Here is a 16,464-nt window from a genome sequence, read left to right as displayed (position 1 = left end):
TTCAAAGTTTTTTGAGAAAAGTGTTTGCCGACTTACACATTCATCCTTGCTAAGGGTTTTGTACATGAATTGAAGTCCTGAAGTCACAAAATGCGTGGCTTTCAGGGTATGCGATGCCTAGATAGTAATTTTCCCCAACGATGTTCCCTGGCCGCACCATCACTAACTCTGCCATACTCAACGTAAATTCTATTAATTCCTCACTTAAAACGCCTATGCAAACCCTATTAATTATCGACATGCAAAACGCATGGTTAGACGAACATCCACGCTTTGATATAGAAGCGATTAAGCAAAGAATTAACCTAACATCAAAGCAATTTCGTCAGTCTGGATGGCCCGTCATCTTCGTACAGCATGAGGATGAGAACGTACGCGTCGGCAGTAAAGAGTGGGATATTCATCAAGATCTTATTCGAGTCGACGGTGACCATTATATTCATAAGACCGCATGCGATGCCTTCGCAAATACCAATCTAAAGGTACTACTAAGAGAATTAGGTAGTTCGAGTCTAACGCTATGTGGATTGGCAACAGAATTTTGCGTTGACACGACGATACGTGCCAGCTTGTCTCAAGGGTACGACGTGATCGCTCTTTCGGACGCACACACAACGGCGAATCGCCCACACCTGACCGCGGAAACAATTATTCAACACCACAATTGGATGTGGACAAATATCGCAGCACCACAACATAGAAAAATCCAAGTAATTAGTACCCATGACTACTTAAAAAACATTTAGGTGTTTAAGTACTTCAATTCACAAGCATTCTCGGCCAATGTTGTAGAAATTAAAAACTTCCCCTCAGTTTAACCGCTCCAAAACACAAAAAGCCGTCGAAAAAAAATCGACGGCTTTTTGATCCTTTTAGTCACATGACTCAAGTTCGATAATTCAATCAAGCGAAATTTTCGCCTGATCAAATTATTCTCATCAAGCAAACTCAATAATCAGAGTTCGCTTGATGCATGCATTAAAACTTAATGCACAAATTATTGCACGACCGCTTTTACACTTGCGTTGCTAGTTGCAGCATAAGCATTCACTAACAAGTAGTAAGTACCAGCAGCAGGAGCACTGAAAGTGATAGTTTCTGTATTAGTAGAACCATCAGATTTCTTAGTGTAGCTAGTAGTTGTTGGCGCTGTTGTCATACGTGCATACAAATCAGAATCACCAGTACCGCCAGACAATGTGAATGTCAAACTAGTTTTGCCAGATGGAACAGTAATGTAATACAACTTAGATGCATTTGTCGCCAAAGTCACGCTTTGTGCTGTACCACTCACCAATGCTGTACCAGTTGGTGTTGTACCACCAGTTTGATAGCTAGCAACGATAGAGGCACCGCTAGTTGCAGAAGCTGCGTTTGCCAACAAGTAGTAAGTGCCTGCAGTTGGAGATGCTACAGTGATCGTTTCTGCATTTGTAGCACCGTCAGATTTTGCCAAATAAGATGTTGTTGTCGGTGCAGAACCTAATTTCGTGTAGATGTCGCCATCACCAGTACCACCAGACATCTTGAACGTCAAATTCGTTGCACCTGTTGGCACTACGAAAGTGTACGTTGCTGATTGATTAACCGCTGCTGAGAAAGTCACTGCAACGTCTTTAGTTAATACGCCACCTGCTGGAGGAGTTGTACCGCCGCAACCGCCAGTTACACCAACAGAAGAGAACGCTGCAGTAACGTCAGCAACTGCATAACCGCGATTAATTGCAGCTTTTTCTACGCCACATGCACCTTGGTTAAATGTACTGTTTGCAGTCCAGTATAAACGGTTCGCGTCTGCCATTACTTCGAAAGCTTTACGTACTGTCCAGCCAGATTTAGTTGCTAACAAGTAAAATGCTTTGTTAAATACGCCGCTTGTATGATGAACGTCCATGCTGCTTGTGTATTTACTTGCATGACCAATGGAGATACCGTCTTGTTCTGGATTATCCATGTAACGCATTGCGCCAGAACCTTTTTTGATATCGTCACCAACTTTGAAAGTACCAGTACCGCGCATATACCATGCGGCAGCTTCACCAGCCATATCAGAGAAAGCTTCATTCATACCACCAGACATACCGGAGTATACCAAGCCAGAATTTTGCTCTGTAAAACCATGGCTAACTTCATGTGAAGTAACGCCCAATGATACCAATGGATGGAATGTAGAACCACCATCGCCATAGCTCATTGCTGTACCATCCCAGAATGCATTTTCATAGTTTGTACCATAGTGAATACGCATTTGGAGTTTGCTGGAAATTGGACGCAGGCCTAACCAAGCTTGATACATATTGAAAACGACGTTACCGAAGAAATGGCCGTCATTCAATGGTGAGTATGCGCCATTGATTGTTTTGTAATTATTTGTTGGGCAAGTAAATGAGAACAAGGTGCCAGAACCTGATGTTGCACCATTCATATTGTATGTATCAACATTGGTACTCGTCATTTGACAAGAGCTTGATACAACCAACGGGCCGTAAGTCGCACCGCTACCAGCTGGGCCGTAAGTATATTGACCGATACGTTGGTTACCACCTGGACCACCAGCGTCTAAGTGAGTAATGCCTTCCCATTGTTCCAGAATCGCACCAGAATTCGCATCAACGAAAGCGTGTGGACGGCTTGGATTACCTTTGGAATCGATAGTGACGTAAGAAGTCAAATAAACCAATTTAGCAACATTGTTTGCGCCAACTTTTACAAACAATTTTGCTTGTTCGTTGTATGTATTGCTTGGATTTTTAACGTTTTTTGCCAAACCAATTGCTTGTGTTGAATTGTACAAAGGTTTTACTGATGGCAAGTCACGTGCGAGGTTAGTGATCAAAGTACCATGGAATGAACGTGCATCTGCAGAAGCGAAAGATTTTGCGCTGTCTACATGCTCAACAATTGCCTCACCCCAGACAGGTACGCCTTGATGCAACTGCTCATAGCGTGTTACAACTTTGCTACCGTATGTTTGGCTACGCAAAGATTTCAAATCGTTTGTACCTACACCTAACAATTCATTTGTTCTGGCAGATGCTGCGTTCAAAGAATTATTAGCACGAGCACCGATTGTGCCTAAATCAACGCGATCTGCTGCAGATGCGCCGAAAGAAGCTGCGATCAATGTTGCCAACAATGTTGGACGTACAACTGCTTGTAATTTAATACCTTTTTTCATCTTGTTTCCTACCTTCTAGTCGAAAAACTCCCTAAGTATTGAATTGACCAAAGCTTTTGACTTTAGTCCCCATTTTCTTATTGCCAGTTTTACTACAGTGGTTATGGGTTGTAGTGGCAATACGCTCTTCTTATTTGAGATTGTCGTTGATCTCTAGAATTTTTGACAAATCTCAAGCGGCAGTGCTAGTAGAACAGAGCTGGAGAAGATTGAAAACATACATATTTGACTATACAAGTAATTTTAAAGCTAGAACAAAAAATAATAACAAAATTAAATATTGAGATTCCTTAAAAGAATGAACAAAACATTGAAAAAATCCACCATTTCTTACTTTTTAAATTTACATAACGAATGTATTTATCATAGGTGTTTATACTAAAAAATACGGATCAAAAATACAACAGCAAAAGTGGTATTACTTAAACTGGCAAAAACAAACATTTCCTACTGGGAATTTTATAAATTTCCCACAAGAAATCAAAAAGTGGTATTATTGATATATTTAACACGCTTAGATTAATAAGCCTTTTTTGACGCAAAAAAAAACCGCCAAATATTTGGCGGTTTTACGTGATTAGTGATGATTTTTAACGCTGTGCGACTGCATCGACGACGCATAATGCCGTCATATTAACAATTCTCCGTACGGTAGCCGATGAGGTCAAAATATGAACTGGTTTTGCGCATCCCAAAAGAATAGGTCCGATTGCAATATTGTTACCTGCTGCCGTTTTCAATAAATTATAGGCAATATTCGCAGCATCAATATTTGGCATCACCAACAAATTCGCGTCCCCTTTTAAAGTCGAAGTTGGCATCATTTTTTGACGGTAATCAGAATCCAAAGCAGTATCACCATGCATCTCACCGTCAATTTCCAGATCAGGAGCATCGCGTTGCACGATAGCTAATGCAGAACGCATCTTCTTCGCGGATTCACTATTGCTAGATCCAAAATTAGAATGTGATAGCAATGCTGCTTTCGGTTGCAAGCCAAAACGACGCATTTCTTCAGCAGCCAAAATCGTGATCTCTGCAATTTGTTCAGCTGTTGGATTTTCATTGATATGCGTATCAACCAACACCAACTGACGATCAGGTAATACCAAACCATTCATCGCCGCATAGACATTCACACCGGCGCGTTTACCCAGCACTTGATTGATGTAGAACAGGTGCAAACTACCAATCCCAAAAGTACCGCAGATCATGCCATCAGCATCGCCTTTATGGACCATCATCGCGCCAATTAAGGTGTGACGGCGACGCATCTCTAATTTCGCATATTGTTCAGTAATACCTTGACGGCACGTCATTTGGTGGTAGGTCTGCCAGTAATCACGATAACGAGCGTCCATTTCTGGATTAATCGCTTCAAAGTCAACACCTGCTCGCAAACGCAGACCAAATTTTTCTATGCGTTTTTCAAGAATATGTGGACGTCCAACCAAAATAGGCTTCGCCAGTTTTTCATCGACCACCACTTGCACTGCACGTAAAACACGCTCCTCTTCGCCTTCTGCAAAGACAATACGTTTACGAGAATCAGGTGCCTTCTTAGCGATTTGGAATAGCGGTTTCATGAAAGTGCCACTGTGATAAACAAATTGCTGCAATTTATCGCTGTAGGCTTGCATATCTTGAATTGGCCGTGCAGCGACGCCACACTCTTCAGCGGCTTTTGCAACGGCAGGTGCGATCTTGATCATCAAGCGCGGATCGAACGGTTTGGGAATCAAATACTCAGGGCCGAAGGACAAATTAGAAATGCCATACGCAGAAGCCACTACATCGGATTGTTCAGCTTGCGCTAAATCAGCAATTGCATGCACCACGGCGATTTCCATTTCACGCGTAATCGTGGTTGCACCACAATCTAAAGCGCCACGGAAAATATACGGGAAGCACAAGACGTTATTGACTTGATTTGGATAATCAGAACGACCGGTCGCCATGACGACATCATCACGCACCGCTTTAACTTCTTCCGGCAAAATTTCTGGTGTTGGATTTGCTAACGCTAAGATCAATGGACGGTCACCCATAGACTTAACCATGTCTTGCTTCAATACACCGCCAGCGGATAGTCCTAGGAAAATATCCGCACCAACAATCACTTCTTTCAAACTACGTGCGGTCGTCTCTTGGGCGAAGCGTTCTTTATCCGGATCCATGAGCTCAGCGCGTCCTTTATAAACGACACCTGCCAGATCCGTCACAAAAATATTTTCAATCGGAAATCCCAGATCAACAATGAGGTCAAGGCAAGCTAAAGCAGCCGCGCCTGCTCCTGATACCACAAGCTTGCAATTCTTAAGACTCTTATCAACTACCTTCAAGCCATTCAAAATCGCAGCGCCGACAATAATCGCCGTGCCATGCTGATCATCATGGAAGACCGGAATCTTCATACGATCACGCAATTTTCGCTCAATGTAAAAACATTCTGGCGCTTTGATATCTTCCAAATTGATACCACCAAACGTCGGCTCTAGAGAGGCGATAATATCCACCAACTTATCGGGATCAGACTCATTAATTTCGATATCAAAAACATCGATGCCTGCAAATTTCTTGAACAAAACACCCTTACCTTCCATCACGGGTTTTGAAGCGAGTGGTCCAATATTGCCCAAGCCCAGAACCGCGGTTCCGTTGGTAATCACGCCAACCAAATTGCCGCGAGCGGTGTACTTAAAGGCCGCAGCCGGATCGGCCACAATTTCCTCGCATGGAGAAGCAACACCTGGCGAATAAGCCAAGGCTAGATCACGCTGATTTGTTAATTGTTTTGTAGGCGTAACACTAATCTTGCCCGGTGTTGGAAACTCGTGATACTCCAACGCTGCCTGACGCAATTGTTGACGAAGTAATTCTTTTTGATCTGCTGAATCCATGCGAGTTGATTCCTTCTTAAGCTGACAAATGAGGGGGTTAATGATTCTAGCAGACAGGCAACAATTGCTTCATACGTATTTATACGCGTTCCATTACTTTTTTGCATAAGTAATCACGGTTATTTACTAAAGCACGCTTAGTCGATAACTTTTGATTATCAAGATGGTAAATTAAAATTTTTTAATGACATGATTCATTGCGAATGAATGGCGTACAAATTACGTATAAATCAAATTTGAGGAGGTGCTAATGCGTGGCCGAACACCAATACCAAATCCAAGTCAGATGTAATTGAGCATTCTGCGATCGCTTCTGAACAAATATGTGTTGTTTTCGACTTACATCCACTTAAAAACTTCATTTGCGTAATCCTCTGATTTACAGTATTTTCCAATACTCAATTGCTATTGCCAAGAAACCAATCTTAGCAAAATAAATAATGATAAAAATTTCCTTTCAAACTTGTTTTTACTCAATCTCGCAAGGATTTTGATGAAGTTGTTAATCACTACGGCGTCTACACAAATGATAGATTTCAAGACAAGTTAAGTAATGGAAGCCAATGAGGTAAGAGATGTACGCAATTCAAATAATGAAAACTCAAGACCAACTTAAAAATGCTTTCACCTACCGCACCGATGCCTACAGGGCAAACATGATCAAATCAAATCTCTCATTAAGTCTGTCATTGAGCACGGTGTAGAGCGATGGTCAAGTTATTCAACCGAGAAAACAATCTGGATGCCTACATCGCAGCCAGCGCAGACGAAGCGCAAGTGGCGAATATGTTGCATAACTCTACATGGCGGCTGGGAGAAGAAAAGTCGTGGCACTTGGACCAAAATAATGGACAGTTATTATTGAGCTTCGAGGATGGCACTTTCGCTTTGGCGGCAGCTCAAATCGTCGGTACTTTTCATCATAAAGATAGCACTTTCATGTGGGGCTGGAATCACCCTTCCGTGTTACCTGCACTTAAGCGCAATGCCAGCATAGTCAGAGAATTTGGCAAAGAGCAAAAAGCCAAAGAATTGACGCGCGGTAGCGTCAGTTGCACAGAACAGCGGGCATGGGAATTAACCGCTTTATCTATGCGCTTAAACAAGGCAAAAGGCGCCTATCGTGTCGAAGTGAAACCTGGTGTCAGCATGTTCTTGAATTTTAGCGATATTCAAATTGCACACGAGGCGAAATCTTAGGCATATCAAGCTACCTTAACAATGTTAGATGCATTTTGATGGCGAACGAAGACGACATTTTCTCCCTCGCACTAAGCGCTTTCGTTACAATGCCACATGCTTTCAGAATTCGATCTTATCAAACAATATTTTGTGCAGGATTACGCCGGTGATTCCCGCTTCGCCTTGGGCATTGGTGACGACTGCGCATTACTCAATCCTAGTCCGGGAATGCAGTTGGCGATTTCAACTGATGCCTTAGTATCGGGCCGACATTTCTTTGCAGACGCAGAGCCGATAGGCTTGGGTCATAAATGTTTGGCTGTCAATTTATCAGATCTGGCGGCCATGGGGGCGAAACCCTTGGCATTTACCTTGGCACTATCGTTACCTGAAGCGAATCCAGATTGGTTAGCTGGTTTCTCACAAGGTTTATTAAGCCTAGCGAACCTACACCAATGCCGTTTAATCGGTGGCGATACGACCAAAGGCCCACTTAACATCTGCATCAGCATATTTGGTGAATTACCACCCGGATCGGCATTACGTCGTGATGCGGCGCAAGTTGGCGACGATATCTGGATCTCAGGTAGCTTGGGAGATGCACGCTTAGCCTTGGCGTCTTATTGGAAAGAAATGACGCTTACTGATGAAGAGCATTCACAAGCTGCCAGTCGCATGCATAGACCAACGCCAAGAATCGCGCTCGGTATTGCATTACGTGGGATTGCCAACGCTGCCTTAGATATTTCTGATGGATTAGTTGGCGATCTCGGCCATATCTTAGATCGCTCGCATGTGGGCGCCAACTTGGATGTCGATAGCTTACCTGCTGGTCCCGTATTGAAAAAACAAACACAAGAAAAACGTCGGGAATTTACTTTGAATGGTGGCGATGACTACGAACTATGTTTCACTGCGCCAAGTCATCAACGTCAAGCCGTCATTGCGGCAGGCTTAGCAAGTCAAACTGCGGTCACGCGTGTTGGCATAATTGAGGCAGAACTTGGACTGCGCTTGCGTGATACAAATGCTGAGGCCATTAACATGGCTCTAACTTCCTTCGATCATTTCACCACACCTTAACGACTATGGACGTGAATCCTAACCCTATCCTAAAACCAACGCCAGCATTCATGCTTGCCCATCCGGCGCATCTGTTGTCGCAAGGATTCGGCAGCGGACTATCACCCATTATGCCTGGCACGGCGGGAACATTATTTGCGTGGCTAAGTTTCGTCGTGCTTAGCGTACGCTGGCCTCAAATATTCACGCCACTCACTTGGGGCGGCATCATCGTCATTGGTTACTTCATTGGCGTATGGGCATGTGATGTTACGGGAAAAAATCTTGGCGTAGCCGATCATGGCAGCATGGTCTGGGATGAAATTATCGCTTTCTGGTTGGTATTATTATTGATTACTCCGGCACCAATAAGCGCGCAGTTTTGGGCTTTCGTGATCTTTCGATTTTTTGATATGCTCAAGCCGCCACCTATAGGCTATTTTGACCGACAATTCAAAGGCGGATTTGGTGTGATGTTTGATGATATCGTTGCGGCATTTTTTGCACTTCTTGTACTGGCTTTCTGGCACAACTGGTAAGTTGTATTTTGATTGACTAGCCTGCACTTTAGCGATAAATCAAGACCTTTTCTCTTTCAAGATTTGTGCGCAGGATGTATCCTAAAGAGGTCAAGCACGCCCTCAACATTATCGATGCGAGGTAGTCATGCAACGTAGAACTTTGCTTTCTCTGGCACTCTGCTCTAGCCTATCATTCGCAGCTTCACAAACTCGCACGAATGTCATACAAGTATCAACCCTATTAGAAAATGATCCGGCGACGGAAATTGCCGAACAAATTCTACGCTTAGCCTATCAGCGTGTAGGTATGTCGCTTACCGTCAAAAAATTTCCTGGCGAACGTTCACTTTACAGTGCAAACAATGGAGAAACTGACGGTGAGCTCTATCGCAAGATTGGTATGGAACGTGATTATCCGAATTTGATCATCGTACCAGTCCCCTTACAAACCTATGAAATCGTCATATTCACGCAAGCAACTGATTTCGTGGTTCATGGTTGGGAAAGTCTGCGCCCATTCGTCATAGGCTACGTCAAAGGGATCAAAATCATAGAACAAAATACCGAAGGGATGCGGGTCGAACAAGCCGCAACCATGCGTCAAGCATTTTTAAAAATGAGCTTGGGTCGCAGTGATATTGTGGTCGCAAACCGATCATCAGGGCTTGCGGTCTTAAAAGAATTGAATATGACTGATGTACATGTATTAAGACCCGCACTAGCGAGTTTCGCCGTCTTTCATTATCTTCATAAAAAGCACGAACAACTGGTTCCCAAATTGACTGCAGCATTAAAACAAATGCAGAGTGATAAAAGTATAGAAAACATTCAAAAAGAAGTCATGCGCAAGCTGGAAATCCCTTCAGCAAAAACAAATTGAAATTTCACATGCGATGATCTTCGCCAATGTTTCACTATCGATTTCACTATCTCACCACACACTGCACATAAAAATAAACGCATAGTTTGAACAAAGTGGTAAAGTATTTCTAACTGCCACTCATCCCAAAAGATGAATGACAATGATCAATCAAACCTAAGGAGACTAAGCCATGACTGACATGATAGAACTCGCAGAAAAAGTTGGCGACGCGCTTAAATCCAAGAAGCTTTTACTATCGGTCGCCGAGTCTTGCACTGGCGGAGGTATTTGCTATCAATTGACAGAGATCGCCGGCTCATCGGAATGGTTTGATTGCGGATTCGTCCCCTATTCCAATTCTGCAAAAACCGAAATGCTGAATATCCCCGCCTCTTTGATAGCACAACATGGTGCAGTCAGTGAAGAGATCGCCGCAGCAATGGCTGAAGGTGCATTAGCAAATTCAGAAGCGCATGTTGCGATCTCCACCACAGGTATCGCTGGCCCTGGCGGTGCTGTACCCGGCAAGCCAGTTGGCACGGTCTGCTTTGGCTGGCGTGTGGGTGGAATCACACATACTGAGCGTAAAGTATTCAGTGGAGATCGCCACGCAGTGCGTGAACAAACTGTGGCGCATTCACTCAATAAATTGCTGCGGTATGTAGAAGAAATTTAGTTCCCAAGCAAAATCAATCTCACAATAAATTAAAGAGATGATCCTGATGGCAACGCAAAAAAGATGTTTTGAATATTAAAAAGGCGCGAAGAAATTTCATTCTCCGCGCCTTTTATTTATTCTTGAAGCGATTCAATTTACGACTTAGTGAATTTATTTTGTGAATCGACCGAGTTGGTTGAATAAGTCGACTTAGCGAAATTGATTAATCGCATCTCGTGTTTCCAATGCCACACGACGTGCTGCCTGTGCATAGGATTCACCAGCCACGGGCTTCGCATACAAAATCGCCCGTGAAGAATTAATCATCATGCCAGTACCATTGGCTGTGCGACCCGCGCGTACCGTTGACTCTACGTCCCCACCCTGTGCACCAACGCCTGGAATCAACAAAGGCATGTCACCAATCAAAGCTCGTACTTGTGCTATTTCATTGGGAAAGGTTGCACCAACAACGAGTGAGCACTGACCGTTGGTATTCCACATATCCGCAACTAACTGCGCGACATGTTGGTATAGAGGCTTACCGCCCACATCCAAAAATTGTAAGTCAGATCCACCTGCATTTGAAGTGCGGCACAACACAATCGCACCACGGTCTTTCCACTCCAAGTATGGCGCCACTGAATCAAAGCCCATATAAGGATTCACCGTCACCGCATCGGCGTCATAGCGTTCAAAAGCTTCACGCGCATACTGTTCGGCAGTGGCACCGATGTCACCGCGCTTCGCATCTAACACAATAGGAATATTGGGATAAGTCGTTTTGATGTAACGACAAATTGCTTCTAACTGATCTTCTGCGCGTAAGGCAGCAAAGTAAGCGATCTGAGGTTTAAAGCTGCAGGCTAAGTCTGCAGTAGCATCGACGATTGCTTTACAAAACGCGTAAATGGCACCCGATTGTCCCGCTAATTCTGCAGGAAATTTATTCACATCAGGATCTAAACCTACGCATAACAGGGAATTGTTAGCAGTCCAAGCGCTCGAAAGTTTTTGTAAAAAAGTCACGGTATATCTCTATTATCTGAAATGGCATCGCGGGGGCGACTCCAATATAAAAGGACACTAAATCACATTCAGAAGAACTCAAAATGTCGGGATGTCATCCCTGCGTAGGCAGGGATCCAGTGTCTTTGCGTTTTCACGCCACTGGATTCCCGCCTACGCGGGAATGACGATACGGCAGGCTGTGCTTAAAGTACGTCATTCAGAATTAAATCCACTCTATTGAGTAATTTTTATCCCTCCATTATAAACCATCACTTTTTCGATCTCTAAGAGTGTCAAAGCGAACAACAATTAAAAAGCCGCAATCCCAGTTTGCGCCCGTCCCAAAATCAAGGCATGAATGTCGTGGGTGCCTTCGTAAGTATTGACCACTTCTAAATTCACCAAATGACGAGCAATACCGAATTCATCTGAAATGCCATTGCCACCCAACATGTCACGTGCTGTGCGCGCAATATCTAAAGACTTGCCGCAAGAATTACGCTTCATGATGGAAGTGATTTCAACCGCTGCAGTACCTTCGTCTTTCATGCGTCCAAGGCGCAAGCAGCCTTGCAAAGCAAGCGTAATTTCGGTCTGCATGTCAGCCAATTTTTTCTGCACTAATTGATTCGCTGCCAATGGACGGCCAAACTGCATCCTATCCATCGTGTATTGACGCGCGGTATACCAACAAAACTCCGCTGCACCCAAAGCACCCCAAGCGATACCATAGCGAGCAGAATTTAAACAAGTGAAAGGACCTTTTAAGCCTTCCACATGCGGCATCAGATTTTCTTCGGGAACAAACACTTCGTCCATGACGATTTCACCGGTCACCGAAGCACGCAATCCAACCTTGCCATGAATGGCTGGAGCCGACAAACCTTCCCAGCCTTTTTCTAAAATAAATCCGCGAATACGACCATCATCCGTTTTTGCCCAAACAACAAACACATCAGCAATCGGGCTATTCGTAATCCACATTTTGGCACCAGTCAATAAATAACCACCATCTACCGTTTTGGCACGGGTCACCATACTGCCGGGATCAGAACCGTGATCAGGCTCAGTCAAACCAAAACAACCTATCCACTCGCCAGTCGCCAGCTTTGGAAGATATTTGCGCTTTTGCGCTTCGCTACCAAACTCATTGATCGGCACCATCACCAGCGATGACTGTACGCTCATCATGGAACGATAACCAGAATCGATACGCTCAACCTCACGCGCAACCAGACCATAACAAACATAATTCAATCCCGCGCCACCGTATTCCGCAGGAATCATAGAACCGAGCAAACCAAGTTCACCCATTTCACGGAAAATCGCTGGATCAGTGCGTTCATGACGGAAAGCATCCAAAATACGAGGTGCCAATTTTTCTTCACAATAAACGCGTGCGGCCTCTTGTACCATGCGCTCTTCGTCGCTCAATTGGGAACTCAATAACAGCGGGTCGTCCCATTGAAATGATGCTTTTGCCATATCAGTCTCTCAAAATATTATCGTTGTGCAATCTTGAAGGCATGCAATCTTAAAGATTGAAGCCTAATCTCTCTTGTTTTGTTAGACCGTCATGCTACCTGATTTATGTCTGACTGGAAATTTGTGCTGAGATCAACTGTAGCATTTCGACAATTGAAAAGACGTGCGGAAGCGTAGTGATAAGGAATTTGGTCCCTCCGACAAGAATCGAACTTGTATCCCACGCTTAGGAGGGAAAGATTACTTTTCAAATTTACCCATATTTATCAATTAGTTATAGACATTAAAACCAAGAAAACGCTAAAATGGGACGAATTTGGGACAAATCGATATTTAGCGACAACACGGGACAGCATGGGACTGCAAACAAAACCACTAGAAACAAGCATGAAGGTCGGCTCAGGCACCATCGTTAAACGAGCCAAGAAAAATGGCAGCTTCTCCTTTCAAGCCAAAGTTCGTAAAAACGGTGTCAACGTCTCGCAAACCTTTGCATCCCTGAAAGAAGCAAAAGAGTTCATCACCCTCACCGACTCTAAAATTCTGAAAGGTGAAAGTGTTTCCGCATTGAAGGCAAAGAAAATCACCTTGGGTGAAATTTTTCAGGACTACATTGAAGGCGAACCTTCAATGCCTTTAATCAAGAAGCAGAGGTTGGGAAAAATCACCCAAGAAATTGGCAATGTCCCATTAGCCAGTTTCAAAACAAAAGGTTTTCAGGACTACATCAATTTCAAACTAGCGCAAGAAATCCCCGACCAGAAAACCAAGAAAAAAGGGACCAAAGGTTTTGATGGAAATCGTACGACAAACACGGACGGTGAAGTCGTGAAGAAGACCTATAAGTCATCTACCATTCGCAAGTTCTACTACGATATTAGAACCGCGTTGAAGTGGCATAGCAAAATCAATGACTACCACTTTGACTCTAAGCCTTTTGACGATGTAGACCCGCCACCAAGTTGGGAAAATCCACGAACCAGACGACTGGAAGATGGGGAGCTAGACAGATTGATTCAAGCCTGCGACCAGCTTTATGTGAATGCAGAAGCATCAAAATGCCTAATCCAATTCCTGACGTTTTCCGCATTCAGGATTGGCGAAACAATGCTTATTCGCTGGAAAGATATCAAGCTGAACGAGAAGAAGCCAGAAGAGTCGTATATTTTCATTCCAAAGGCACATCAAAAAACCGCCAACAAAAAAGGAGCGGAAGATCGTTACGCCTCGATGCGCCCTGAGCTATTTCACCTCATCAAAAATCAAATGATGAAATGGAAAAAATCAGACGAAGATCTTATTTTCCCATTCTGGGCAGGACCACATTATTTCTACACCCGCTTCCGCATCATCTGTAAAAATGCGAAATCAAAGAATCTAACCTTACATGATTTGAGGCACGAAGGCTGTTCATGGTTCTTTGAAAATAGCACCTTATCCGACATTGAAATCTCAAAAATAACGGGGCATATTGAACTGGATACGTTGAAACGATATGCCAACCTTCGTCCGCATAAGGTCGGCGCGAAATTGTGGGCGTCGCTAGAAAATAACTCTACAATTTGAAGGAGGCGCACTAATGCGCCCTCCCCCGATCAAACCACCATTATCATAAACTTGATGCATTCGTACATGTCCAGGTCGTGCCATTAAAGTCAAATTCGCATAAGTCACCGCCAAGCTCACAGTCACGAGCATATTTTTCGTAATCAATATAAGCACGGACTGATTCTGGTACATCGTTTAAGTAGAATTCGTCAAACAGAGTTTCGGCTACATCCTTCAAATTACCCCCTGATAAATTCACGTCTTCCAGCTTATTCAAAGCATTTTCCAAGCTGTAACCCAAAACACTGCTCAAATAAAACAAGGCTGTTTTTTCTTGGTCACTCAGGTCAACGATCGTTTCAAACCATGTAGCCAAATTGCCTTGGTTCATACCACAGGCTGAAAATAACTCACAGTCGTCACCATCAATAAACTGAATTTCGAACTCTTCCACAAGGTTGCCGAAAGTGTCCAGCAAGCATTCCGATTTCTCGGTGTATGCTTCCAAAGTATCAAAGTAAAAACCAACTGCATCCAAGCTATAAGGTTGTGCAAAAAATGTGCTCATGGTGTTCTCTGCTTTCGTATCGTTTTTAGGCTGGTTGAGCCTGAATTTGATTTTGATTTGCTCTGTTTTTGCAGACTTCACAACTCATTTGTCTGCATCATTTTTGAGTCGTTTCGCCTAAGCCACGAATGGCATGGCTGGACAAGAAGCAATGCAAGCAATTTGTCAAAATCGCAGTCGCAACGAAGAGAGAACCGATTGCAGAAAATCCCGAAGGGGGAATGCTTGTTTTGATTCTCCGACGTGCAAATCTTGGCGTTTTTAGCGAGACGGGGAAAAGGTGGTGCAGATAGATTAATGGGCACAAACAGAGATGCCATGGAATTGGCTTTGGATGGTATTGCCGTGGATTTTATTGAAGAGATTTAAGAAATGACTTGGACGACTTGGACAGGTCGAACACTGATAGTCAAGTTGCATGAATTTCTTACCCAAACTGCCCATGTGCTTTTTTTGGACGACCATTACTGGTATTGGCTATTTTCCGAGCAGAACCAAGAAATCGTTATCAATCAAGGCTTTTTAGCTGAAAAATAGGGTCTGCGCGAAAGGTTGAATTTTGGTACAAGGAAAAGGCGCGATAGGCTTTCTACTCCCGCCTCCTTATATAAATTATTTAGTGTAGAACCGCAGAACCTGTAAGGAAAGCTATGCTGAATAAGGCATTAAAGGCTCCTCCCGAATATTTTTCAGTGCAAAACCAAAATAAAAGCCAGTAAGTATTTGAAAGGATTTCCACCTATGTAGTATTTGCGCACTTCGCAATGATTAGTAAGAAATTATGGGCTCGAAGTTCCCAAACACTTTTGCAACACCGAGCCAAGATTTTGAGTAGGCACAAACGTTTTATTGTCATGGAGACTCATCGAAATCTTTCATTTCATGTTTTCCTTCTATGATAATATTTCGGTACTTTTAGCGAAATAAAACAACTTTACGTATTCTTTGCCGTTATGAGTAATTTCATTCGAACTTAGCTAACGTAAAGCACCACAACATTTTGGGATGAAGCATGGATAAAGAATTGTACGCACTAATAATGCAATGTATGGCTGAACACGAAATTGAACAGCCAAAAAGAGAAAAGCTTGCGACTACTATCGCGACACGATTTGCAGAAAAAAACAGATTGGCCGAAATGAAGTCGCGACTCGCAATTCTTTTCGAGTATGAAAAAAACTATTTGCAATTAGTGAAGGAATTCAAAGAAGAAATTAAATTTGCGGGTTCAATCCAAGAAGACCTACGAAAAGAGAGAGCAAAATTTTTTGCCGATACTCTAAAAGAAGTGTCCACTACGTTTAAAGAGTCGCAAGTAGAACCAGAAGTAGCGGCGGTATGGCTCAAAGACTTAGTTGGTAGCTACACGAGAAGTCTCGACCTTAGTAGCGGTTTGATCGAAGAGCAAACAATTGATACGATTGGAAAGATTCGTGGCGGTGCGCGAAAAAATATGAAAGAAATCGAAAATAATTCAGAGATCTAATTT

13 protein-coding genes are annotated in these 16,464 nt (G+C 43.4%); 8 read left to right on the top strand and 5 right to left on the bottom strand.

What is annotated here, in order from left to right:
- Positions 1-215: 215 nt before the first annotated feature.
- Positions 216-746, top strand: coding sequence for an isochorismatase family protein (locus tag H8K55_RS00480; RefSeq protein ID WP_186940064.1), 531 nt, complete (start codon positions 216-218; stop codon positions 744-746).
- Positions 747-997: 251 nt separating this feature from the next.
- Here H8K55_RS00480 and H8K55_RS00475 read toward each other — a convergent pair whose 3' ends face one another.
- Together H8K55_RS00475 and H8K55_RS00470 are read right to left on the bottom strand one after the other, a co-directional pair.
- Complete coding sequence (locus tag H8K55_RS00475; protein WP_186940063.1) at positions 998-3,178, bottom strand: M4 family metallopeptidase; 2,181 nt, start codon at positions 3,176-3,178, stop codon at positions 998-1,000.
- A 590-nt stretch (positions 3,179-3,768) separates the two neighbouring features.
- On the bottom strand, positions 3,769-6,078 hold the full coding sequence (locus H8K55_RS00470; RefSeq protein WP_186940062.1) for an NADP-dependent malic enzyme: 2,310 nt from the start codon (positions 6,076-6,078) through the stop codon (positions 3,769-3,771).
- A gap of 708 nt (positions 6,079-6,786) precedes the next feature.
- Here H8K55_RS00470 and H8K55_RS00465 point away from each other — a divergent pair.
- The 5 genes from H8K55_RS00465 to H8K55_RS00445 all read left to right on the top strand — a co-directional run bounded on the left by H8K55_RS00465 (position 6,787) and on the right by H8K55_RS00445 (position 10,381).
- Positions 6,787-7,278 carry a DUF6882 domain-containing protein gene (locus H8K55_RS00465; protein WP_186940061.1) on the top strand — a complete coding sequence of 164 codons (492 nt, stop codon included), beginning with the start codon at positions 6,787-6,789 and terminating at the stop codon, positions 7,276-7,278.
- Positions 7,279-7,374: 96 nt separating this feature from the next.
- Positions 7,375-8,343, top strand: coding sequence for a thiamine-phosphate kinase (gene thiL / locus H8K55_RS00460; protein WP_186940060.1), 969 nt, complete (start codon positions 7,375-7,377; stop codon positions 8,341-8,343).
- Between the two features lie 5 nt (positions 8,344-8,348).
- Entirely contained in the window at positions 8,349-8,861 is a 513-nt protein-coding gene (locus H8K55_RS00455) for a phosphatidylglycerophosphatase A family protein (protein ID WP_230408434.1), read from the top strand.
- Between the two features lie 127 nt (positions 8,862-8,988).
- Positions 8,989-9,723 (top strand): substrate-binding periplasmic protein, encoded by a 735-nt coding sequence (locus H8K55_RS00450; RefSeq protein WP_186940059.1) that lies wholly within the window; start codon positions 8,989-8,991, stop codon positions 9,721-9,723.
- A 172-nt stretch (positions 9,724-9,895) separates the two neighbouring features.
- Positions 9,896-10,381 (top strand): CinA family protein, encoded by a 486-nt coding sequence (locus H8K55_RS00445; RefSeq protein ID WP_186940058.1) that lies wholly within the window; start codon positions 9,896-9,898, stop codon positions 10,379-10,381.
- Between the two features lie 192 nt (positions 10,382-10,573).
- On the opposite strand, the gene pyrF is transcribed toward H8K55_RS00445, so the two are convergent.
- On the bottom strand, positions 10,574-11,392 hold the full coding sequence (gene pyrF, locus H8K55_RS00440) for an orotidine-5'-phosphate decarboxylase (protein ID WP_186940057.1): 819 nt from the start codon (positions 11,390-11,392) through the stop codon (positions 10,574-10,576).
- Positions 11,393-11,683: 291 nt separating this feature from the next.
- Positions 11,684-12,859, bottom strand: coding sequence for an acyl-CoA dehydrogenase (locus tag H8K55_RS00435; RefSeq protein WP_186940056.1), 1,176 nt, complete (start codon positions 12,857-12,859; stop codon positions 11,684-11,686).
- A gap of 354 nt (positions 12,860-13,213) precedes the next feature.
- On the opposite strand from H8K55_RS00435, the gene H8K55_RS00430 reads away from it, so the two are divergent.
- A complete protein-coding gene (locus H8K55_RS00430; protein ID WP_186940055.1) occupies positions 13,214-14,425 on the top strand; it encodes a site-specific integrase in 1,212 nt (403 codons plus the stop codon).
- Positions 14,426-14,468: 43 nt separating this feature from the next.
- Here the strand turns inward: H8K55_RS00430 and H8K55_RS00425 are convergent, their stop codons facing one another.
- Entirely contained in the window at positions 14,469-14,975 is a 507-nt protein-coding gene (locus H8K55_RS00425; protein WP_222612299.1) for an antirestriction protein ArdA, read from the bottom strand.
- A gap of 1,012 nt (positions 14,976-15,987) precedes the next feature.
- On the opposite strand from H8K55_RS00425, the gene H8K55_RS00420 reads away from it, so the two are divergent.
- Positions 15,988-16,461: a nickel transporter gene (locus tag H8K55_RS00420; protein ID WP_186940053.1), complete on the top strand. Its 474-nt coding sequence runs from the start codon at positions 15,988-15,990 to the stop codon at positions 16,459-16,461.
- Positions 16,462-16,464 lie beyond the last annotated feature (3 nt).

This window comes from Affinundibacterium flavidum (assembly GCF_014284175.1).
GTDB lineage: Bacteria > Pseudomonadota > Gammaproteobacteria > Burkholderiales > Burkholderiaceae_D > Undibacterium > Undibacterium flavidum.
This window is presented reverse-complemented; position numbering and strand designations above follow the sequence as displayed.

Bases quoted from the DNA above. Each gene is read 5' to 3' on its own strand.
- H8K55_RS00480 (WP_186940064.1), top strand. From the start codon at position 216: ATGCAAACCCTATTAATTATCGACATGCAAAACGCATGGTTAGACGAA.
- H8K55_RS00475 (WP_186940063.1), bottom strand. From the start codon at position 3,178: ATGAAAAAAGGTATTAAATTACAAGCAGTTGTACGTCCAACATTGTTG.
- H8K55_RS00470 (WP_186940062.1), bottom strand. From the start codon at position 6,078: ATGGATTCAGCAGATCAAAAAGAATTACTTCGTCAACAATTGCGTCAG.
- H8K55_RS00465 (WP_186940061.1), top strand. From the start codon at position 6,787: ATGGTCAAGTTATTCAACCGAGAAAACAATCTGGATGCCTACATCGCA.
- thiL (WP_186940060.1), top strand. From the start codon at position 7,375: ATGCTTTCAGAATTCGATCTTATCAAACAATATTTTGTGCAGGATTAC.
- H8K55_RS00455 (WP_230408434.1), top strand. From the start codon at position 8,349: ATGGACGTGAATCCTAACCCTATCCTAAAACCAACGCCAGCATTCATG.
- H8K55_RS00450 (WP_186940059.1), top strand. From the start codon at position 8,989: ATGCAACGTAGAACTTTGCTTTCTCTGGCACTCTGCTCTAGCCTATCA.
- H8K55_RS00445 (WP_186940058.1), top strand. From the start codon at position 9,896: ATGACTGACATGATAGAACTCGCAGAAAAAGTTGGCGACGCGCTTAAA.
- H8K55_RS00435 (WP_186940056.1), bottom strand. From the start codon at position 12,859: ATGGCAAAAGCATCATTTCAATGGGACGACCCGCTGTTATTGAGTTCC.
- H8K55_RS00430 (WP_186940055.1), top strand. From the start codon at position 13,214: ATGGGACTGCAAACAAAACCACTAGAAACAAGCATGAAGGTCGGCTCA.
- H8K55_RS00425 (WP_222612299.1), bottom strand. From the start codon at position 14,975: ATGAGCACATTTTTTGCACAACCTTATAGCTTGGATGCAGTTGGTTTT.
- H8K55_RS00420 (WP_186940053.1), top strand. From the start codon at position 15,988: ATGGATAAAGAATTGTACGCACTAATAATGCAATGTATGGCTGAACAC.